Raw genomic sequence first — 21004 nt, 5'->3', positions numbered from 1 at the left:
CGACCCATGAATGTCGATCTCGCCAGACCCACTTTCGCCGCTCCCGAGGCCACCGAAACGCTGGACGCCCAGATCGCCGCCGCGGCGCGCGCCGTCCCCGCGCTCTGGCCGCTGGATGGCGCTATCGCGGTCAACCCGCTCGCCGCCTTCGAGGACCATCCGTTCGAAACCGCGATCCGCGCCGGGGCGCGGCAGTATGGCGCCCGCGCGGCACTGCAGCTCGATCTCTGGCGCAGCCTCGCGCAACGGGGCCAGCCGCCGCGCGATGCCGTGCGCGATATCGCGATCGAGCGGCTCGGCGGGCTGGATGCAGCCTTCCACAGCCTTGGCCCGGACGTCACCCCGTTCGACTGCCTGATGGCACGACTGTTCGACCTGCCGCCATCACCGCCGATGCCCGCGCCCGCCGATCCTGCCGCGATGCTCGTCGCCCGCTGGTGCGCCACCTTCTTCGACCGTGGCACCGCCGCGCTGAAACTGCCCGGCAGCAGCCTCGGACTCTACGCCGCCGTGCTCGGCATGCTGCCGCACGAGCCGGCCTTCGCGGCGCGCCCCGACCTTCTGGGCCAGGCGCCGCGTGCCGCCCTGCCCGCCATCGCCTGGGCGCTCGACCGGCTGGGCGTGCCGGATGCCGGCCGCATGGCAGCACTGACGGCGCGCGTCGCACGGCTGCCGGGCTGGGCCGGCCATATCAACTGGCGCGAGGCGCATGCCGGACGGGAGCAGACCGAAGCCGCGCCGGCCAGCATGGCCGACCTGATCGCGCTCCTGCTGCTCGGCGATCTCGCCCTCGGCGCGCCGGCCGCCGCCTTCCCCGCACCGCGTGACGCGGCCGCCGCCACCCGGGCCAGCATCGCCCGGCATTTCGGGTTCTCGCCGGTGCTCGCCGCCCCCGCGCTCGACGATATCGCGGCGATGGACGACACCGATCTCGGCCTGATCTTCCAGCACGCCGCCGAGCGCGCCTATCGCGACGACCTGATCGCCCGCATCGCCCGCCAGCCGCACCATACCGCCGATGCCGCGCCCGCGGCAGCGCAACTCGTCTTCTGCATCGATGTGCGGTCGGAGCCGCTGCGCCGCGCGGTCGAAGCGGCCGGCGCCTACGAAACCTTCGGCTATGCCGGATTTTTCGGCCTGCCCATCGCGCTGCGCCTGCCGGATGGCGAGCGCCGGCCGCAGCTTCCCGCACTCGCCACGCCGCTGCACGATCTCGAACTCGCCGCAGCGCCAGGAGCGGATGCGGCGGCCCGCCGCAGCCTTGCCGCCGGGCGCGCCGGGGCGCGGGCCAATGCGAGCTTTGGCGAGCTGAAGACGGGTCTCGGCACCAGCTTCGCCACCGCCGAGGCCGCGGGCCCGCTGGGGGCCGCGATGATGATCGCCAACACGCTGGCGCCGCGCGCGATGCGGCGGCTGCGGCGGCTGTGGCACGGCGACCCGACCCACCTCGCGCCGGCAATCGCGCCGCATGGCACATGCACCGGCCTGCCCTTCGAGACCCGGCTTGCCAGCGCCCGCGCGCTGTTCGACCTCACCGGCCTGCCGACGGCCGGCACCGCGCCGCTCGTCGTGCTGGTCGGCCATGCTGCCGAGGCCAGCAACAACCCCTATCGCTCGACGCTGGATTGCGGCGCCTGCGGCGGCCATGGCGGCGGCGCCAATGCGCGCACGCTGGCGGCCATCCTCAATGACGAGGCGGTTCGCACCTCCCTCGCGGCGGAGGGCAAGCCGATCCCCGAGGGTACCTGGTTCCTCGCCGCCGAACACAACACCACGGCCGAAACCGTGACCCTGTTCGACACCGCTTCCGCCCCCGCCAGCCACGCCGCGGCGATCGACGCCCTCGCGCGCGATCTCGCCCGCGCCGCCGCCGCGAGCCGGGCCGCGCGCGCGGCTTCACCGGGCCGCGCCACCGACGATCCCGACACGGCCGCCGCGCACTGGGCGGATGTCCGGCCCGAATGGGGCCTCACCGGCAACGCCGCCTTCATTATCGGCCCGCGCGCCATGACCCGCGATGCCGATCTCGGCGGCCGCGCCTTCCTGCACAGCTATGACTGGGAAAACGACAACAGCGGCGCGGCGCTGGCGGCCATCCTCGCGGCACCGATGGTCGTCGCACAATGGATCAACTGCCAGTACCTGTTCTCGACGATCGACAACGACCGCCTCGGCGCCGGCGACAAGACGCTGCACAACCCGGTCGGCCGGATCGGCGTGGTGCTCGGCAATGGCGGCGACCTGCGGACCGGCCTGCCCCGCCAGTCGCTGTTCCATGACGACGGCACCCCGGCGCATGTGCCGCAGCGGCTGCTCGTCGTCATCCATGCGCCGGCCGCCCGCGTCGAGGCCGCCGTCGCCGGCAATGCCACAATCCGGCGCCTGTTCGCCCATCGCTGGGTTCTGCCGGTCGTCATCGATCCGCATACCGGCGCATGCCACGCCTGGCGCGAGATCGCCGCACTCCGCCCCGCTTCCTGACCGCCGCCGCCCGCATCATCCGGCAGGATCGCTCGCCCTGACCGGATGATCGCGGGCGCTGCTTTTGGCCACTCATACCATGTCTCGCTGATCGCGACCCATGGTGTCGAGTCTTTGCGTCTGCGCGCGGCGCCTGGCGTGGCGCTTCACATCTCCGCGTGACCCCTTGTCAGCCGAACTGATTGTCGTATACGTAACCTCGTTAACCAAAAGACAACATCCATCACGGATCATTGCCAGGCGAGGGTGGATCTTCGCCTGCCGCATTTCACGGAGGACAACCGGATGACCGTGACATACGAGGACCACGCCACGACGGACGGCATCTGGTTCGGCGCCTATCGCGACGGCGTTCCGCACGACATCGAAGAACAGCTCGATGCCATTCCCTCGCTCAACCACATGCTGGAAGCCTGGGTGCGGGAGCATGGTCCGCACCCGGCCTTCGTCAGCGCCGGCGCGCCGATGACCTATGCGCAAACACTTGAGCGGGCGCGGGCCTTCGCCGGGTTCCTGCAATCGCGCGGGCTCGGCAAAGGCGACCGCGTTGCGCTGATGATGCCGAATTCGCTGCAATACCCGGTCGCGGTCTTCGGCACGCTGCTGGCCGGCGCCACCGTCGTCAACGTCAATCCGCTCTACACCCCTCGTGAGTTGCACCACCAGTTGCGCGACAGCGGCGCGCGCCTGCTCGTGGTGTTCGAGACCTTCGCCGCCACCGCCGAACGCGGGATCGAGGGCACCGGGGTCGAAACCGTCGTCATCGCCGCGATCGGCGATCTGATCGGCGGGCTGCGCGGCCTCGTGCTCGATTTTTCGGTCCGCCACGTCGCAAGGGCGGTGCCGCCGCACCGGCTGCGCGGGGTGCGGTTCAACGCCGCGCTGGCGGAGGGACGCAGAGCCGGCCTGCGCGCGGTCCCGACCGGCCAGGACGATATCGCCTTCCTGCAATATACCGGCGGGACGACCGGCGTTGCCAAGGGCGCGATGCTCACCCACCGCAACATCATCGCCAACATCCTGCAGACCTCGGCCTGGAGCGGCGGTGAAGCCGCCGGCGCACGGCTGAACATCCTCACCCTGTTGCCGCTCTATCACGTGTTTTCGCTGACGGTGAACCTGTTCATGTTCATGGCGCTCGGCGGCCGCAACGTGCTGATCGCCAACCCCCGCGATACCGGCCACGTGCTGCGCAGCATCCGCCACGAAAAATTCGAGGTGATGGTCGGGATCAACACCCTGTTCAGCAACCTGCTGGACCATGAGGGGTTTCGCCGCCTCGACGTCTCGCGCCTGCGCCTCGTCATCGCCGGCGGCGCCGCGACCCGGGCCGACGTCGCGGCGCGCTGGCAGGCCACCACCGGCCTGCCGGTGAGCGAGGGGTATGGCCTGACCGAATGCTCGCCCGTGGTCTGCATGAACCCGATCGACATGAACCATCCCGACCGGATGGGCTTCAACGGCACGGTCGGCCTGCCGCTGCCCTCGACCATGGTGCGGCTGCGCCGTGCCGATGGCAGCTGGGCCGGCATCGGCGAGGAAGGCGAGATCTGCGTGCGCGGCCCGCAGGTGATGCGCGGCTACTGGCAGCGCCCGGCGGAGACCGCGCTGGTGATCGATGCGGCGGGCTGGCTGGCAACCGGAGATATCGGGGTGATGGACGAGCGGGGCTTCATCCGCCTCGTCGACCGGCTGAAGGAAATGATCCTGGTCTCGGGCTTCAACGTCTATCCCTCCGAGATCGAGGAGGTGGTGATGATGCACCCGGACGTGCGGGAGGCCGCTGCCATCGGCGTTCCCGACGCTGTCTCCGGCGAGCGGGTGAAGATCGTGGTCGTGCCGAAATCGGACCGGCTGACCGAGGCGGCACTGCTCGAACACTGCCGGCGCAACCTCACCTCCTACAAGATGCCCAAGATCGTCGAGTTCCGCCACGAGGAATTGCCGAAATCCCCGGTCGGCAAGATCCTCCGGCGCGAGTTGCGCCCGCCGGCCGCGCACTGACACGCAACGCCCGCCCGCCTGCCACACACGCGCCTGCCACCCGCGCGCAGGCCTGAATGGCGTCAGCCGGCCGGGTTCGGCCGCCGACCGTCAAGCGAGATGTCGTCGATCACGGTGATGGTGCGGCCGACCAGCATGTTCAGCCCATCGATCCCCCAGCGCTGCCGGTCCAGCCGGCCGACCGTGTGAAACCCGACCAGCCTGCCGCCGGCCATCCGCTTTGTCAGGACCATGCTGAACGGATGGGTCTGCCCGTGCATCGTGAGCTTGCCGTCGATCCTTGTGCCGCCCGCGGCACAATGCCCGGTGAAGCTTGTCTGCGGATACTGCTCGGGATCGAGAAACCCGCGCGACAACACCTGCGCGCGCACCAGCGCGTTCGGCAAGGCGAGGCTGGCGGTGACGAATGTCACGTCGATCCGGCAGGTATTCGCCGCGGGGTCGAACACGAGCGTCCCGGAGAGCTGCCGATAGGTGCCGGTGATGGTGAAGAGCAGCGCGGTCGAATGGGTTCGCGCCAGCATGTTGCCCGGCGTCAGAATCAGCTGCTCCTCACCCGCGCGCGCCCTACCGCCGAGGATCGGCACCATGGCGAGCGCCAGGGCAACCGTCACGGCGAGGCGAATGACAAGGCGATTGGCAAGGCGTGGCATGGCAGTCTCCCGGACCCGGTGGCGGATCGTCGCACGCTTGGATGAAGATTTGGTAATCCTGTCCCCGGCGATCGGCAGCGGTCAATGACGATGCGCCGCCCGGCCCCTATCCCGCCACCTGTGCCGCGCCGCTGAGCCGCAGCGCCGCGTTGACCAGCGCGACATGGGTGAAGGCCTGCGGGAAATTGCCGATCTGCCGGCGGTTGACCGTGTCGTATTCCTCGGCGAACAGCCCGACATCGTTGCGCAGGGCAACGAGTTTCTCGAACAGGGCCTCGGCCTCTTCCTGCCGGCCCATCATCGCGTAATTGTCCACCAGCCAGAAGCTGCACGCGAGGAACACGCCCTCGTTGCCCTCCAGACCGTCCTTGCCGGACTGCGTGTCGTAGCGGCGGACGAACCCGTCCTGCAACAGGGTCCGCTCGATCGCGGCGATGGTGCCGCGCATGCGCGGATCCTCCGGCGGCAGGAAGCCGACGATCGTCATCAGCAGCAGGCTGGCATCGAGCGTCTTCGAGCCATAGGCCTGCACGAAGCTGTTCATCCCGCTGTCGAACCCCTTCGCGCAGACCTCGTCGTGGATCTGCCGGCGGATCTCGCGCCAGCGCTCCACCGGCCCGTCATAGCCATAATCCTCGACCGAGCGGATCGCCCGGTCGAAGGCGACCCAGGCCATCACCTTGGAATGGACGAATTGCTGCCGCCCGCCGCGCACCTCCCAGATCCCCTCATCCGGCTCGGCCCAGATCCGCTCAAGGGTTTCGAGCAGCACGCGGCGGATGCTCCAGCTGTTCTCGTCCCGCTGCGCGCCGCCGACATGCGCCTGGTAGAGCGCGTTCATCACCTCGCCGAACACATCGAGCTGGCGCTGCCCGGCCGCGGCATTGCCGGCGCGCACCGGGCGCGAGCCCTCATAGCCGTCGAGCCAGTCGATCGTCCGCTCCTCCAGCCGCCGCTCGCCGGCGATGCCATACATGATCTGGATATCATCCGCGCCGCCGGCGATCGCGCGGTCGAGCCAGCGCGACCAGGCATGCGCCTCCTCGCGATAGCCCGCATTCATCAGCGCCTGCAGTGTGAAACTCGCATCACGCAGCCAGCAGAACCGGTAATCCCAGTTGCGCCCGCCGCCGAGCTGCTCGGGCAGCGAGGTCGTCGCCGCGGCGACGATCCCGCCGGTCTCCCAATGGGTCAGCGCCCGCAGCGTGATCAGCGACCGGCGGACGATCTCCGCCCACTGCCCGGCCACCGGCACACGCCGCGCCCAGCCGCGCCAGCTCTCCGCCGCCTGTTCCACCCCCGCCGCGACGTTGAACCGCCGCGGCACCCGCCGGTGCGAGGGCAGCCATTCGAGGCCGAATTCCACCGTCTCGCCGGCGGCGACGCTGAACGCCGCCTCGGTGTGCTGGTTACGCCCGGTCATCGGCACATCGCCCCACACCACCACCATGTCCGGCCCGGCGATGGCGACCAGCCCCTCATGGCCCGGCAGCCGCTGCACCCAGGGCACGACCCCGCCGAAGCCGAAGCGGAAGACGAGATCGAGCCGCATCGCGACCCGCCCGGACAGGCCGGTGACGATGCGGGCCAGCCGCGTCGTGTCATGCGGATGCGGCACCATGCAGTCGGTGATCCTGACGGCGCCGTCATCGGTGTGAAGATCGGTTTCCAGCACCAGCGTCTCCGGCCGGTAGCGCCGCTCCACCCGGCGCACCGGCAAATCCGGGGCGATCCGCCAACGGCCGTTCTCGCGCGTGCCGAGCAGTGCCGCGAAACACGGATCGGAATCGAAGCGCGGCAGGCACAGGAAATCGATCGATCCGTCCTTGCCCACCAGCGCCGCCGTCTGCCGGTCGCCGATGATCGCGTAATCCTCAATTCTCTGGCTCATGATTGTCTCCCGCTGCCATGGGTCCGCCGCCGCGCCGCGGCCGCGGCAGACATTGCAAAACTGCTTGTCAGCCTCCCTGTCGCCGCGCGAGTTCGGCGACGATCCGCCGCACGATGGAAAAGGGCGGCGCATCGATGTTCATGACGATCGGATCCTCGTCCGCCGCCGGCGGCTCCAGCGTTGCGAGCTGGCTGTCGAGCAGCGAGGCCGGCATGAAATGGCCGCGCCGCGCCGCGATCCGCGCGGCGAGCAGCTCTCGCGACCCGTCGAGATGAACGAGCGTGAATGGACCCGCACCGCCGCGCACCAGGTCGCGATAACGGCGCGTCAGCAGCGAGCTGACGATCACGCCGCCCGTGCCCGTCCTCCGCCATTCCGCAAGGCGCATGGCGATGCGGTGCAGCCAGGGCATCCGGTCCTCGTCGTCGAGCTGCTTGCCCGCGTGCATCTTCGCCCGGTTCGCCTGCGGGTGCAGATCATCGCCGTCGCAGAACGGCACGCCGAGCGCATCGGCCAGCAACAGGCCGATGGTGGATTTGCCGGATGCCGACACCCCCATGACCGCGAGGCGCGGCGGTGCGACCGGCTTCGGCAGGTCGAGGCGGCGCAGCATGGCGGCAACCGGCGCCAGCCCGGCGGACGAAACCGGATCGCCGTCGAAGTTGCGGATCGCGCCATGCTCATCGCCGATGATCGCCGCAGCACAGCCCGAGAGGAAAAACCCGGTCTCGACAACGCCGGCGATCGTGCGCAAGCCAGAGTCGAGCGCCTCCGGCGCGATATCCGCCGGCAGGGTGCAATCGGCGATGTGATGGCCGCCATCGGTGATGAACCGCGTCCCCGCCGCAATGCGTAGCGCCGGGGCAAGCCCCAGCTCGGCGAGACGCGCGCAGGTCCGCTCCGCCCCGTGCTGGACGATCTCGACCGGCAGACGCGCCCGCGTGCCGAGCCGTGAGACCAGCTTGCGCCGATCGGCGATGACGATGAAGCGCCGCGCCGATTGCGCCACCAGTTTCTCGCGCAGCAGCGCGCCGCCGGCGCCCTTGATCAGCCGCAGCGTGCCGAACTCGATCTCGTCGGCGCCATCGACCGCGAGATCGAGCGCCGCATCGAACGGGGCGAGGCGCAGGCCGAGCGCCTCCGCCTGTGCCGCCGTCTGCTCCGACGTCGCGACGCATGCGATGTCGAGCGCCTCGGCGCGGACGCGCGCGGCCAGCGCGTCGATGAAGTGCGCCGCCGTCGTCCCGGTGCCGAGCCCCACCCGCATGCCGGCGGCGACGAGACCGGCGGCTTCGCGCGCCACGGCACGCTTGCCAATTTCAGGATCAATGCCCATGCGCCGCGCCCCTCAGCCTGCCCAGCGCCCGGCGGCGGCCCGATCGGCGAGCCAGACCAGCCGCCCCGCCGGCGCGAGGCGGGCTGCCGGAGCATCGCGATCGGCGCCGCCGAGAACGCGGTCGAGCATCTCGCGCTTGCCGGCACCGGAGACGAGAAACACCACCAGCCGCGCGCTCTCCAGGATCGGGTAGGTCAGGGTGACGCGCGGCTCCGGCCGCCCCTTGGTCACCGGCATCACCCAGCGCTGCCGCTCGCCGAGCAGATCCTCCTGCCCGGGCAGCAGCGAGGCGGTGTGCCCGTCATCGCCCATGCCGAGCAGGCACAGATCGAAGACCGGACGCGCCGGATCGAGCAGTTCCCCGCCATGGATCGCGGCGAGGTCAAGCTGATAGGCGGCGGCGGCCTGATCGACGGTCATGCCGGCGAAGGGCACCGGATGCAGGCGGGGCGGCACCGGCAGCCGGTCGACCAGCGCCTCGCGGATCATCCGGACATTGCTCTTCGCGTCCTCCGGCGCGACGAAGCGCTCGTCGCCGAGCACGAGATCGATGCGCGCCCAGTCGATCGTCTCGCGCCACGGCGCCTCGGCGAGCCGCTCATACAGCGCCCGCGGGGTCGATCCGCCGGCAATGCAGGCGACGAAGCGCTCGCCCGCCGCCGCCGCCGCCGCCGCCGCGAAGAGCCGCGCCCCCTGGTCCGCGAAGGCTTCTGCATCCGGCACCACGACAAGTTCACCACGCACGGGTTTCATCCGGTTCTCCCCTCCAGCACGAAGCGCCGCATCGCTTCGGCAAAGCCGTCCTCGTCATTCGTCGATGTCGTGTAATGGGCCTTGCGCCTCACATCATCATCCGCGTTGCCCATTGCGATCGCGCAACCGCTGCGGGCGAACATGGCGACATCGTTGGGCATGTCGCCGATGGTCGCGATCCGCGCGTGCGGAATGCCCAGACGCTCGGCCAGCGCGTCGACCACCGCGCCCTTGTTCGCCTGCGTGCTGGTGATGTCGAGATAATAGGGCTGCGAGCAATTCGCCGTCACACCCTCGCCGAGCACCTCGCGCGCGGCCTCGCGGCAGGCCTGCATCCGCACCGCATCGTCGGTCACGCCGACGATCTTGACCACGCCATGCAGGCCGGCAAGGTCGAACCGCCCGACGATCTCGGGGTCGAACGCCACCGTCCGCCGCTCGCGCGCGACATGCGGCGCGGCGCCGTCGCGCACCAGCCAGCGGTCATGCGTATAGAGCCAGGCATCGAGCCCGTGATCGTCGAGCAACCCGACCGCCCGGCCGATCACCCCGTCATCGAGATCGTGCGCGGCGACGACATGGCTGAAATCCGGCGCCATCATCACGCCGCCGTTGAAGCCGGCGAGGGGCGTGTCGATACCGAGCGGCGCGCTCAGCATCCGCATGCCGCGCGGCGGCCGCCCGCTGGTGATCGCGAAACGGATGCCCGCCTCGCGCAAGGCGGCAACGGCCTGCCGCGTCGCCATCGTCAGCCGCTTGTCGTCAGTCACCAGCGTGCCGTCGACATCGGCGATCACGAGATCGATCGCACGTCTCACGCCCCGTGCTCCGCGGGATCGAGCGCGACCGGCCGCCACCGCCGCGTCGGGTCATCCTCGGACAGCAGCCGGTCCGCCGCCTCCGGGCCTTCACTGAAGCTGCGGTAGTTCGGAAATCCCTCCGCCTTCCGGCTGGCCCAGTCAGCGAGCACATCGCCGACCACGCGCCAGGTTTCCTCGACCATGTCGGCCCGCTGGAACAGCGTCTGGTCGCCGATCATGCAATCATAGAGCAGGGTTTCGTAGCCGACATTCGGCTCCGGCCGGAAGCGGTCGCGATAGCGGAACTGCATCCGCGCCGGGGCAAGCCGCATGGTCTGGCCGGGCTGCTTCACCTCGAACTCGATGGCGATGCCCTCATCGGGCTGGATGCGCAGCACCAGCCAGTTGGGTGGCAGATCGCCGATCGACGCGCCCTTGAACGGCGCCAGCGGCTGCTTGCGGAAGCGGATGGCGATTTCCGTCATGCGTTCGGCGAGGTGCTTGCCGGTGCGCAGATAGAAGGGCACGCCGGCCCAGCGCCAGTTGTCGATGGCAAGGCGCAGCGCGACATAAGTCTCGGTGTCCGACGCCGCCGCAACGCCCGGTTCCTCGCGATAGGCGCGCGCCGTGCGGCCGGACGCCTCGCCCGCGCCATATTGCCCGCGCACCGCATCCTCCGGCCGCATCGTGCGGATGGCGGAGAAGAGTTCGAGTTTCTTGTCGCGGATCGCCTCGGCCCGCACGCCCACCGGCGGCTCCATCGCGACCATCGCGACGAGCTGGAACACATGATTGGGCACCATGTCGCGCAGCGCGCCGGCCTGCTCGTAGAATTTCGCCCGCCCTTCGACGCCGACCGTCTCGGCCACGGTGATCTGCACGTGATCGATGCGGTCGCGGTTCCAGAGCGGATCGAAGAGTCCGTTGCCGAACCGCAGCGCCATGATGTTCTGCACCGTTTCCTTGCCGAGGAAATGATCGATCCGGTAGATCTGCCGCTCCGCGACCACGTCGAGCAACCGCCGGTTCAGCGCCCTGGCCGAGGCGAGGTCATGGCCGAACGGTTTCTCGACGACGATCCGCCGCCACGCCCTCTCGCTCGCCGCCCCCTCACCCGCCGCGTGCTCGGCCAGCAGGCCGGCGCGGCCGAGATGCTCGACGATCGGCGCGAAGAACCGGTCGGCCACGGCGAGGTAGAACAGCCGGTTGCCGCCGGTGCCTTGCGCGGCTTCGATCGCCTCCAGCCGGGATTTCAGGGCTTCGTAGAACGCATCCTCGGTGAAATCGCCCTTCACATAGTCGGCATGCGCGGTCAGGCGATTCCACGCCGCATCGTCGACCTGGCCGATCTGGTCCTCGGCCTCGGGATCGCCGACGAAGCTCTCCAGCATCGCGCGCAGCGAGCCGGTCCAGCCGGCGGCATCGAGATCGGCGATATCGGCGCCCAGCAGGCCGAAATGCTCGTTCACCAGCCCGGTATTGGCAAGGTTGAACAGGGCCGGCACCAGCAGCCGGCGGGTCAGGTCGCCGGCGGCGCCGAAGATCACCACGCTGCACGGCCCGGCGGGTGCCGCATCCGGCTGGCGGGAGGGTTGCGCCGGCGCGGTCATGCCGCACCTCCCGGCGTCGTGCCGCCCTGCCCTTGCGCGCCCTGCCCCTGCTCCAGATGGCCGCCGAACCCCTGGCGCATGGCCGAGAGGATCTTCTCGCCGAAGGTATGATCGAGGCGGGAGCGGAAGCGGGCGAAGAGGGCGGCGGTCAGCACATCCGCCGGCACCGCCTCCTCGATCGCGGCGTTGATCGTCCAGCGCCCCTCGCCGGAATCCTCGACATAGCCGCTATAGTCGGACAGCGCCCCGTCGCGCGCCAGCGCCGCGGCGGTGAGGTCGAGCAGCCAGGAGGAGATCACGCTGCCGCGCCGCCACACCTCGGCGATGTCGGCGACATCGAGATCATATCGCTCCGCTTCGGGCAGCGCTTCGGCGTCGCGGTTGCGCAGGATCGCGAACCCTTCGGCATAGGCCTGCATCAACCCGTATTCGATGCCGTTATGCACCATCTTGACGAAATGCCCGGCGCCGTTCGGCCCGGCATGGATGTAGCCCAGCTCGGCCCGCGGATCGCGCGCGGCGCGGCCGGGCGTGCGCTCGATCCCGCCAAGCCCCGGCGCCAGCGTGCGGAACACCTGATCGAGCCGGCGGACGACCTCGTCCTCGCCGCCGATCATCATGCAATAGCCGCGCTCCAGCCCCCACACGCCGCCCGAGGTGCCGACATCGACGAAATGGATTCCCTTGCGGTTCAGCCGCGTGGCATGAGCGATATCGTCGCGATAGAAGCTGTTGCCTCCGTCGATGACGACATCGTCCCGCCCGAGCATCTCGCCTAGCGCGTCGATCGTCTCGCTGGTGATCCGCCCGGCCGGCAGCATCACCCAGAGGACGCGCGGCGGGTCCAGCGCCCGCACGAGGCCGGCGAGGTCGCGCGCCCCCGTCGCACCTTCCGCCGCAAGCGTCTCGACGGCCTTCGCGGATGTGTCGAACACCACGCAGTCATGGCCGCCGTGCATCAGGCGGCGGGCAATGTTGGCGCCCATCCGGCCAAGGCCGATCACACCGATCTTCATGGCTCTGTCTCCGTTCCTGTTGCCGCGCCGGGCCGCTGACGGTCCCGCGATGCGGGGCCGCCGTGCCAGGCGCTCGTCAATGGTCTCCGGTCGGGCGCGGAGCTGCGCGCCCGCTAGAGCATGTTCCGATCCATCCGGATCGGATGTCGTGCTCTGTAGTCTGTTAGCCTGAGCATCCTTGTCCGGTCAGATGGTTTCATCTGACCGGATGATGCTCGAGGCTCAGGCGAAGGCGTGGTCGATGGCCTTCGCCAGTTCGGCCAGCCCCGCCTCCACCTCGGTGAGGTGAACGCGGATGGCCCGGCGCTCACGTTCGACGAGAACGCCGAGATCGCCTTCCGCCTGTGCCCCCTTCACCTGGCCGAAACTGTAGCGATGGCCGGGCACGGGGAGATCCGCCGCGTCGTCGGCGGTGATCTGCAGGAATACGCCTGTGTTCGGCCCGCCCTTGTAGGCCTGGCCGGTGGAATGGAGGAAGCGCGGCCCGAAGCCGACGCAGGTCGCAACCTTGCGGGCATCGCGCAGCCGCAGCCGGATGGCGGCCAGCGCCGCCTCATGCGCGGGCGTCTGCTCGATATAGGCGAGCAGGCCGATATAATCCCCGGCCCCGGCGCGATGGAAATGCTGCTTCACCCAGGCGGACAGCGTGTTGTGCCGGCCGAGTGCCGCTTCATTGGCGGCGTCGGCGAAGATGGCCACGCCGTTGGCGCTGAATGCCGGCGCGGGGGATGCCACCGCCGTGCCCGCCTCGTAGGCGTCGGTCAGCGCGCGGGTCTTCACCTTGCTCGCCTCGACATCCGGCTGGTCGAACGGGTTGATGCCGATGATGGCGCCGGCCACCGCGGTCGCCATTTCCCAGCGGAAGAATTCCTGGCCGATCTGGGCGACGTCGTCGAGCGTGATCCGCACCACCGGATGCCCGGCCTGCGCCAGTGCGGCGAGCCTTGCATCCTGGGCCTCATCCTCCTCACCCCTGAGCACGAGCTGGGCGAAGACGCGGTCATGGCCATAGACGGCCGGCGCGCCAAGCGCCTCGCCATCGACCGGGATCAGCCCGTGGCCGTGCTTGCCGGTGGATTCGGCGATCAGCTGTTCGAGCCAGGCGCCAAGCCCGGCGATCCGCTTCGTGGTCACGATCGTGACCTTGTCGCGGCCGAACCGCGTCGCGGCGGTGCCGAGCAGCAGGCCGAGCCGGACGCCGGGATTGCGGTCCGCCGGCACGCTCGCAGCACAGGAGGCGACCATGCGCGCCGTCCGCACCAGCAGGTCGGACACGTCGATCCCCATCGCCGCCGCCGGCACCAGGCCGAATTTCGACAGCACCGAATAGCGCCCGCCGATCGATTTCACGCCGTGGAACAGATGCGCGAACTGCGCCTGTTTCGCGACCTGTTCGAGCGAGGAGCCGGGATCGGTGACGGCGGTGAAATGCCGCGCCCAGCCGGCCTCGCCCACCGTCTCGATCATGCGGGCGCGGAAATGCGCGAGCATGATGTTCGGCTCCAGCGTGCCGCCCGATTTCGACGAGACGATGAACATCGTCCTCGCCAGGTCGAGCTTCGCCTCCAGCGCGCGGAGCTGCGCGGGATCGGTGCTGTCGAGCATGTGAAACCGCGGCCAGCCGGGACGGTGGCCGAAACTGGTGGCGAGCACCTCGGGCCCGAGGCTCGATCCGCCCATGCCGAGCAGTGCGACATGGGTGAAGCCGGCCTCGCGGATCGTGTTGGCGAAGCGGACCAGCGTGCCGACATGCGCGTGTTCCTGCCCGACAATGCCGAGCCACCCGAGCCAGTCCGCCTCGTCCGCCCCGCTCCACACGCGGGCATCGCCCGCCCAGAGCCGGCGGATCGTGCCATCGTCCCGCCAGCCAGCGGCGGCCTCGTCCACCGCGCGGGCGATCTCCTCCGGCGCCTCGATGCGCGCCGGATTGACCGCGACCAGCGCCTCGCGCTTCGCCGCGACCGCGCCGAGCAGCTTGTCGAACGCCTCGGCGAACTGCCGCACGCCGTCCTCGACCAGGTCCTGGGTGACGCTCGCCAGCGAAATCCCCTGCGCCTCGATCGCGGTCAGCGCGGCATGCGCCGCCTCGACCTCATGTTCCACCGCATCATGCACCACCGTGCCGTGATCGCGGAAGGCGTCCATCGTCGCCGGCGGCATGGTGTTCACCGTGTCGCGGCCGATCAGCCGCTCGACATAGAGCGTGTCGGGATAGGCGGGGTTCTTCACGCTGGTCGAGGCCCAGAGCAGGCGCTGCACCTGCGCCCCCCTGGCGGCGAGCGCGGCCCAGCCCTCGCCGGCGAAGATCCGGCGGAAACTCTGATAGGCGACCTTGGCATTGGCGATCGCCGCCTGACCAAGCAGCGGCTGGATCGTGCCCGCCGGTCCGCCGGCATCGATCCGGGCCTGCAACTCGCGGTCGATCACGTTGTCGATCCGGCTGACGAAGAAACTCGCAACACTGGCCACCTTCGAGACATCGCCGCCCTTCGCCGCATAATCCTCAAGCCCGGCGATATAGGATTGCGCCACGGCCTCGTAGCGCGGCACGGCGAACAGCAGCGTCACATTGACCGACATCCCCTCGGCGATCAGCGCGTGGATCGCGGGGATTCCGGCCGAGGTCGCCGGCACCTTGATCATCAGGTTCGGCCGGTCCACCGCCGCCCAGAGCCGCCGCGCCTCGTCGATCGTCCCTTGCGTGTCGTTGGCGAGATAGGGCGAGACCTCGAGGCTGATGAACCCGTCGCGCCCGGAGGTGTCGCGGTAGACCGGCGCCAGCGCGTCCGCCGCGGCCTGGATGTCGGCGATCGCCAGATGCTCGTAGATCTCCATCGGCGTGCCGTCATGGGCGGCGACGAAGCGCTCGAACGCCGAGCCGTATTCCGGCGCATGCGCGATCGCCTTTTCGAAGATCGCCGGGTTCGACGTCACCCCCCTGATCCCGTCGCGCTCGATCATGGCGGCAAGCTCCCCCCCCTCGATCAGGCCGCGCTGCACGAAATCGAGCCAGGGCGCCTGCCCGGCTTCAGCGAGTTGTTTCAGGGGGTTCATGCAGATCTCCTCAACGCAGGTCGTGATGGACGACGGTCCGGTGCCGGAGCGGGCGTATCGGCAGAACGCCGATCCTGTCCGGGACATGGGAAGGCACAGCGCCGATGTCACGTCCCGCCGCGTCACCGTTCCGTGACCGCAAGCGTGTGTGGCGCAACCGATCGCTCTTTTCAATGGCGCGATGCGACCGAGATATATCGATCAGCGCCGCACCGGCCGGGCGCCGCCGCCGCGCAATGAAGCTGACAGAAGCCCCGATCTCGATTAAAGAGCGCGCATGACCTCGACCCCCACCGAACTGATCCGCAACTTCTCGATCATCGCCCATATCGACCACGGCAAATCGACCCTGGCCGACCGGCTGATCCAGACCACCGGCGCGCTCTCCGCCCGCGAGATGACCGAGCAGGTGCTCGACAACATGGATATCGAGAAAGAGCGCGGGATCACCATCAAGGCGCAGACCGTGCGCCTCAACTACAAGGCGAAGGACGGCCAGACCTATGTCCTGAACCTGATGGACACGCCCGGCCATGTCGATTTCGCCTACGAGGTGAGCCGCTCGCTCGCCGCCTGCGAGGGCTCGCTGCTGGTGGTCGACGCCTCGCAGGGCGTGGAGGCGCAGACGCTGGCGAACGTGTACCAGGCGATCGACGCCAATCACGAGATCGTCCCCGTGCTCAACAAGATCGACCTGCCGGCCGCCGAGCCCGAGCGGGTGAAGCAGCAGATCGAGGACGTGATCGGGCTCGACGCATCGGACGCGGTGGAGATCTCCGCCAAGACCGGCATCAATATCGAGGCGGTGCTGGAAGCGCTCGTCACCCGCCTGCCGCCGCCGAAGGGCGACGCCGCCGCCCCGCTCAAGGCGATGCTGGTCGATAGCTGGTATGACCCCTATCTCGGTGTGATCATTCTCGTGCGCGTGCGCGACGGTCGGCTGCGCAAGGGCCAGCGCGTCCGCATGATGTCGAACGGCGCCGTCCATACCATCGACCAGGTCGGCACCTTCTCGCCGAAGCTGACCCCGCAGGCCGATCTCGGCCCCGGCGAGATCGGCTACATCACCGCCGCCATCAAGACGGTGGCCGACTGCAACGTGGGCGACACGATCACCGACGACCGCGTCCCCGCCACCGAACCCCTGCCCGGCTTCAAGCCGTCGATCCCGGTGGTCTGGTGCGGGCTCTACCCGGTCGATGCCGACGATTTCGAGAAGCTGCGCGACAGCCTCGCCAAGCTGCGGCTCAACGATGCGAGCTTCCATTACGAGGCCGAGACCTCGGCGGCGCTCGGCTTCGGCTTCCGCTGCGGCTTTCTCGGCCTGCTGCACCTCGAAATCATCCAGGAGCGCCTGTCGCGCGAATTCGATCTCGACCTGATCGCGACGGCGCCCTCGGTGGTCTACCGGCTCTACAAGACCAGCGGCGAGATGATGGAGCTGCACAACCCGGCGGACATGCCGGACGGCTCGATCATCGACCATATCGAGGAGCCGTGGATCCGCGCCACCATCATGGTGCCGGACGATTATCTCGGCGCCGTCCTTACCCTCTGCAACGAGCGCCGCGGCCAGCAGGTCGACCTCACCTATGTCGGCAACCGCGCCATGGCGGTCTACCGGCTGCCGCTCAACGAGGTGGTGTTCGATTTCTACGACCGGCTGAAATCGGTCAGCCGCGGCTATGCCAGCTTCGACTACCAGATGGACGACTATGTCGACGGCGATCTCGTGAAGATCTCCATCCTGGTCAACCAGGAGCCGGTGGACGCGCTGGCCTTCATCGCCCATCGCTCCGTCGCCGACACCCGCGGCCGCGCGATCTGCGCCAAGCTGAAGGACCTGATCCCCCGGCAGCTCTTCAAGATCGCCATCCAGGCGGCGATCGGCGGCCGGGTGATCGCCCGCGAAACCCTCGGCGCGCTGTCGAAGGACGTCACCGCCAAGTGCTATGGCGGCGACATCAGCCGCAAGCGCAAGCTGCTGGAGAAGCAGAAGGAGGGCAAGAAGCGGATGCGCCAGTTCGGCAAGGTCGAAATCCCGCAGACCGCCTTCCTCGCCGCCCTGAAGATGGACGCCTGAGCCCGGTGCTCGCCGCCGCCATCGCCGCGATCGGCACCGCGATCCTCGTCGCCCTCGCGCTCCTGCAATCCCGCCAGATCGCCGCCCTGCGCGGCGAGATCGCCGAACAATCCCGCGCCGGGCTGCGCGAGGCGTTCGACCGCGTGCAGGACGGCGCGCGGGCGCAAGGCGAGCAGCTCGCGCGGCTGCACGGCGCGATGAGCGACCTCTCCCTCCTGCTCGCCGGCAAGCTGGCCGAGGCCGAATCGGCGGCGCAGGCCGGCCGCGCCCAGGGGCTCAGCGAGACCATGGCCGCGATCGCCCGGCTGACCGAGAGCCAGACGCTGCTCGCCGATCGGATGAACCGCGATCTCGCCGGCGTCTCGCTCGCCCTGCGCGAGGGGCAGGAGGCGCTGCGCGGCCGCGTCGAGCAGAAGCTCGATGAAATCCGCACCGGCAATGAAGCCAAGCTCGACGCGATGCGCGCGGCGGTGGACGAGAAGCTGCAATCGGCGCTGGAGCAGAAGATCGGCGAGAGCTTCCAGCGCGTGGCCGAGCAGTTCGCCCAGGTGCAGCAGGCGATCGGCCAGGTGCAGTCGGTCGCCACCCAGGTGGGCGATCTCAAGCGGCTGTTCGCCAACGTGAAATCGCGCGGCGGCTGGGGCGAGGCGCAGATCCGCCAGACGCTGGACGACACGCTGCCGCCCGGCACGTTCGAAGCCAATTTCCGCGCCGATCCGAACGGCGCCGAGGCGGTCGAATTCGCGCTGCGCATGCCGGTGCGCGAGGGGGATCAGCCGGTCTGGCTACCGATCGACGCGAAATTCCCGACCGAGGATTACGACCGCCTGCTGCTCGCCGCCGAGGCGGGCGACCGCGACGGCGAAACCCAGGCGCTGCGGGCGCTCAGCGCCCGCATCCGCGACGAGGCGAAGAAGATCGCCCAGAAATACATCCGCCCGCCCCGCACGACGGATATCGCGATCCTGTACCTGCCGAGCGAGGGCCTGTTCGCCGAGGTTGCCCGGATTCCCGGCCTGGTCGAGCAGGTGCAGCGCGAGCACCGGGTGCTGATCCAGAGCCCGAGCCTGCTGCCCGCCTTGCTGCACACGATCCGGGTTGGCCATTTCACCGTCCAGCTCGAGCGCCGCGCCGGCGAAATCGGCCGCATCCTCTCGGCGGTGAAGCTCGAATGGGGCAAGCTCGGCGAGAGCATCGAGGCGCTGGCGAAACGCGCCGAACAGCTCTCGAAAGGGATCGACAGCACCCAGGTCCGCATCCGCGCCGTCGGCCGCAAGCTGCGCGACATCGACGAGCTCGACCCCACCGAAGCCCCTGCCCTGCTCGATCTCGACACCGCCGAGGAATAACGCCACCCCCCGCTTGAGCCCGGCGCGGTTGTTGGCTATGAAGCCGCTGCGCCGGAGGGATGGCCGAGCGGTCGAAGGCGCACGCTTGGAAAGCGTGTGTGCGTGAAAACGTACCGTGGGTTCGAATCCCACTCCCTCCGCCAGTTTCGCTTCTCACGCGATCTCAATCAGTATCAACCACCTGAAATCTCATCACTTTCCTCCGTGGCGGCGTCCTAATCCGTCTCACGAGATACCCCTCAATTGACCATGGTCCCATCCGCGCGCCGCACATGCATGCGCGCGAGTGCGTCATCACGCGTCAATCCGGGTCCAAGCGCTGCCTCGTCCGCCTGCGCCACATCCACCCAGACGAAGGAAGCAGATCCGCCGCGGGCCTTGTAGACCTGGACCTCCCGCGAACAAACCGGACAGCCGCCATCGTAATAAACGGTTGGACGGGCGGTCATTACACCCGCCGGGCAGCCAAAACGGCCAACGCGCTGCCGGCGCCAACCAGCCACTGCCATCCCAGCGTCAGCCTGCCGGGGCCGGCTATGGCCGCGGCCCGCGCCTGATCACGATGTTCCACCTCATCCGCCTGGCAGGCGACCAGCAGCGCGCGCAGCGCGCCGCCAGGCCCATGATCTGGCAGTTTGCGCACCTGTTCCTCGTAATGGTGGTCAACAAAGGTCTCAACCGCGTCGATCGTGGCGTAGTGAAGTGGATCCTAGAAATGGGACCAGGGGCTAAGTTGGAAATTGGCCGTTTTGTCATGATAGACGGAGCGGAACATGAGCAAGACGAGACGGAAGATTGAGGCGGGGCTGAAGGCGAAGATTGCCTTGGAGGCGCTGCGCGAGCAGGCAACGGTTGCTGACTTGGCGGCGCGGTATCAGGTTCATCCGAACCAGATTTACGCTTGGAAGAAGCAACTGCAGGAGCAGGCGGCGCGGGCGTTTGATCCGAAGATCGGGCAGGATGCGGAGGCCGCCGGGCAGCGGGAGATCGAGAAGCTGCATGCGAAAATCGGCCAACTGACGATCGAGAACGATTTTTTAGCAAAGAGGTCCGGAAGATGAGCGTGCCGGACCGGCGAGCGAAGCTCGATCGCGATCATGCTGTGCTGTCGATCCGCCGGCAGTGCGCGCTGCTAGGGCTGGCGCGATCCGGGGTGTACCGACGGCGTCGTGCGGCGAACGACAATGATCTGGACGTGATGCGGCGGATCGACGAGCTGTTTTTGCGCTGGCCGTTTCTGGGCTCGCGCCGGCTGATGGCGGTGCTCGCGGCCGAGGGGCTGCGGGTCAACCGCAAGCGAGTGCAACGGCTGATGCGGCTGATGGGGATTGCGGCGCTCGGGCCGAAGCCGCGGACCAGCAAGCCGTCGGCGGGGCACCGGATCTACCCGTATCTGTTACGGGACCTGGTGATCGACCGGCCGAACCGGGTCTGGTGCGCCGATATCACCTACCTGCCGATGGGCCGCGGCTTTCTCTACCTGGTGGCGATCATGGACTGGCATAGCCGAGCGGTGCTGGCCTGGCGGGTCTCGAACACGATGGACACCGGCTTTTGCATCTCGGCGCTCGAAGAGGCCCTGTCCCGGTTCGGCAAGCCGGAAATCTTCAACACCGACCAGGGTTCGCAATTCACCTCGATGGCGTTCACCGACGTCCTGACCGCGGCGGAGATCCGGATCTCGATGGACGGCAAGGGGCGCTGGATGGACAACGTGTTCATCGAGCGGCTCTGGCGATCGCTGAAATACGAAGACCTGTATATCAAGGGCTACGCTGACGGCACGGAACTGCGCGCCGGCCTGGGCCAATGGTTTGACTTCTACAACCACCAACGCCCTCACATGGCGTTGGACAACCGCGCGCCGATGGCGGTGTGGCGCGAAGCAATGGTCGGCATTCTGCCGCCGGCGGCCGTGGATATGACGCTTATCCTGCGGAGAAGCTTGGACAACGCTACCACGTTGCCCACATC

The 21004-nt window shown here is 68.8% G+C and carries 15 protein-coding genes, 1 tRNA gene and 1 pseudogene; 7 read left to right on the top strand and 10 right to left on the bottom strand.

Annotated elements, in window-relative coordinates; genetic code table 11:
• The first annotated feature begins 6 nt into the window (after nt 1–6).
• Nucleotides 7–2481, top strand: coding sequence for a putative inorganic carbon transporter subunit DabA (locus HUW10_RS17780; RefSeq protein ID WP_174504684.1), 2475 nt, complete (start codon nt 7–9; stop codon nt 2479–2481).
• A gap of 285 nt (nt 2482–2766) precedes the next feature.
• Nucleotides 2767–4485: an AMP-binding protein gene (locus tag HUW10_RS17775; protein ID WP_174504683.1), complete on the top strand. Its 1719-nt coding sequence runs from the start codon at nt 2767–2769 to the stop codon at nt 4483–4485.
• 62 nt (nt 4486–4547) lie between these two features.
• Here the strand turns inward: HUW10_RS17775 and HUW10_RS17770 are convergent, their stop codons facing one another.
• The 8 genes from HUW10_RS17770 to HUW10_RS17735 all read right to left on the bottom strand — a co-directional run bounded on the left by HUW10_RS17770 (nt 4548) and on the right by HUW10_RS17735 (nt 15598).
• A complete protein-coding gene (locus tag HUW10_RS17770; protein WP_236656493.1) occupies nt 4548–5138 on the bottom strand; it encodes a YceI family protein in 591 nt (196 codons plus the stop codon).
• A gap of 106 nt (nt 5139–5244) precedes the next feature.
• Entirely contained in the window at nt 5245–7029 is a 1785-nt protein-coding gene (locus HUW10_RS17765; RefSeq protein ID WP_174504682.1) for a glycoside hydrolase family 15 protein, read from the bottom strand.
• Nucleotides 7030–7096: 67 nt separating this feature from the next.
• Complete coding sequence (gene rpiA, locus HUW10_RS17760) at nt 7097–8365, bottom strand: ribose 5-phosphate isomerase A (protein WP_174504681.1); 1269 nt, start codon at nt 8363–8365, stop codon at nt 7097–7099.
• A gap of 12 nt (nt 8366–8377) precedes the next feature.
• The gene (pgl, locus tag HUW10_RS17755) at nt 8378–9118 is read right to left on the bottom strand and encodes a 6-phosphogluconolactonase (RefSeq protein ID WP_174504680.1); all 741 of its coding nucleotides are present in this window, start codon (nt 9116–9118) and stop codon (nt 8378–8380) included.
• Nucleotides 9115–9936, bottom strand: coding sequence for a Cof-type HAD-IIB family hydrolase (locus tag HUW10_RS17750; RefSeq protein WP_174504679.1), 822 nt, complete (start codon nt 9934–9936; stop codon nt 9115–9117). The genes pgl and HUW10_RS17750 overlap by 4 nt, the downstream gene beginning before the upstream one ends.
• On the bottom strand, nt 9933–11528 hold the full coding sequence (gene zwf / locus HUW10_RS17745; protein ID WP_174504678.1) for a glucose-6-phosphate dehydrogenase: 1596 nt from the start codon (nt 11526–11528) through the stop codon (nt 9933–9935). The genes HUW10_RS17750 and zwf overlap by 4 nt, the downstream gene beginning before the upstream one ends.
• On the bottom strand, nt 11525–12544 hold the full coding sequence (gene gnd / locus HUW10_RS17740) for a phosphogluconate dehydrogenase (NAD(+)-dependent, decarboxylating) (protein WP_174504677.1): 1020 nt from the start codon (nt 12542–12544) through the stop codon (nt 11525–11527). The genes zwf and gnd overlap by 4 nt, the downstream gene beginning before the upstream one ends.
• A 222-nt stretch (nt 12545–12766) precedes the next feature.
• The gene (locus HUW10_RS17735) at nt 12767–15598 is read right to left on the bottom strand and encodes a bifunctional transaldolase/phosoglucose isomerase (protein ID WP_174504676.1); all 2832 of its coding nucleotides are present in this window, start codon (nt 15596–15598) and stop codon (nt 12767–12769) included.
• A gap of 277 nt (nt 15599–15875) precedes the next feature.
• On the opposite strand from HUW10_RS17735, the gene lepA reads away from it, so the two are divergent.
• The 3 genes from lepA (at nt 15876) to HUW10_RS17715 (ending at nt 19173) form a co-directional block, all read left to right on the top strand.
• Nucleotides 15876–17681, top strand: a complete 1806-nt coding sequence (gene lepA / locus HUW10_RS17725; protein ID WP_174504674.1) for a translation elongation factor 4 — start codon at nt 15876–15878, stop codon at nt 17679–17681.
• 5 nt (nt 17682–17686) lie between these two features.
• The gene (locus HUW10_RS17720) at nt 17687–19030 is read left to right on the top strand and encodes a DNA recombination protein RmuC (RefSeq protein WP_236656492.1); all 1344 of its coding nucleotides are present in this window, start codon (nt 17687–17689) and stop codon (nt 19028–19030) included.
• A gap of 53 nt (nt 19031–19083) precedes the next feature.
• A tRNA-Ser gene (locus HUW10_RS17715) sits at nt 19084–19173 on the top strand.
• A gap of 96 nt (nt 19174–19269) precedes the next feature.
• Here the strand turns inward: HUW10_RS17715 and HUW10_RS17710 are convergent.
• Entirely contained in the window at nt 19270–19479 is a 210-nt protein-coding gene (locus HUW10_RS17710) for a thiol-disulfide oxidoreductase DCC family protein (protein WP_174504673.1), read from the bottom strand.
• Nucleotides 19479–19673 (bottom strand): hypothetical protein, encoded by a 195-nt coding sequence (locus HUW10_RS18725; protein ID WP_371808642.1) that lies wholly within the window; start codon nt 19671–19673, stop codon nt 19479–19481. The genes HUW10_RS17710 and HUW10_RS18725 overlap by 1 nt, the downstream gene beginning before the upstream one ends.
• Here HUW10_RS18725 and HUW10_RS18420 point away from each other — a divergent pair.
• The gene (locus tag HUW10_RS18420; RefSeq protein WP_236656491.1) at nt 19593–19829 is read left to right on the top strand and encodes a hypothetical protein; all 237 of its coding nucleotides are present in this window, start codon (nt 19593–19595) and stop codon (nt 19827–19829) included. The two genes, HUW10_RS18725 and HUW10_RS18420, sit on opposite strands and share 81 nt — an antisense overlap.
• Nucleotides 19804–20909, top strand: a pseudogene (locus HUW10_RS17700) (IS3 family transposase); the annotation flags it as partial. The gene HUW10_RS18420 and the pseudogene HUW10_RS17700, both read left to right, overlap by 26 nt.
• Nucleotides 20910–21004 lie beyond the last annotated feature (95 nt).

It is taken from the genome of Acidiphilium sp. C61 (assembly GCF_905116885.1).
In the GTDB taxonomy this organism is placed as follows: domain Bacteria; phylum Pseudomonadota; class Alphaproteobacteria; order Acetobacterales; family Acetobacteraceae; genus Acidiphilium.
This window is presented reverse-complemented; position numbering and strand designations above follow the sequence as displayed.

Coding starts and splice junctions, on each gene's coding strand:
- HUW10_RS17780 (WP_174504684.1), top strand. CDS start 7: ATGAATGTCGATCTCGCCAGACCCACTTTCGCCGCTCCCGAGGCCACC.
- HUW10_RS17775 (WP_174504683.1), top strand. CDS start 2,767: ATGACCGTGACATACGAGGACCACGCCACGACGGACGGCATCTGGTTC.
- HUW10_RS17770 (WP_236656493.1), bottom strand. CDS start 5,138: ATGCCACGCCTTGCCAATCGCCTTGTCATTCGCCTCGCCGTGACGGTT.
- HUW10_RS17765 (WP_174504682.1), bottom strand. CDS start 7,029: ATGAGCCAGAGAATTGAGGATTACGCGATCATCGGCGACCGGCAGACG.
- rpiA (WP_174504681.1), bottom strand. CDS start 8,365: ATGGGCATTGATCCTGAAATTGGCAAGCGTGCCGTGGCGCGCGAAGCC.
- pgl (WP_174504680.1), bottom strand. CDS start 9,118: ATGAAACCCGTGCGTGGTGAACTTGTCGTGGTGCCGGATGCAGAAGCC.
- zwf (WP_174504678.1), bottom strand. CDS start 11,528: ATGACCGCGCCGGCGCAACCCTCCCGCCAGCCGGATGCGGCACCCGCC.
- gnd (WP_174504677.1), bottom strand. CDS start 12,544: ATGAAGATCGGTGTGATCGGCCTTGGCCGGATGGGCGCCAACATTGCC.
- HUW10_RS17735 (WP_174504676.1), bottom strand. CDS start 15,598: ATGAACCCCCTGAAACAACTCGCTGAAGCCGGGCAGGCGCCCTGGCTC.
- lepA (WP_174504674.1), top strand. CDS start 15,876: ATGACCTCGACCCCCACCGAACTGATCCGCAACTTCTCGATCATCGCC.
- HUW10_RS17710 (WP_174504673.1), bottom strand. CDS start 19,479: ATGACCGCCCGTCCAACCGTTTATTACGATGGCGGCTGTCCGGTTTGT.
- HUW10_RS18420 (WP_236656491.1), top strand. CDS start 19,593: ATGTTCCACCTCATCCGCCTGGCAGGCGACCAGCAGCGCGCGCAGCGC.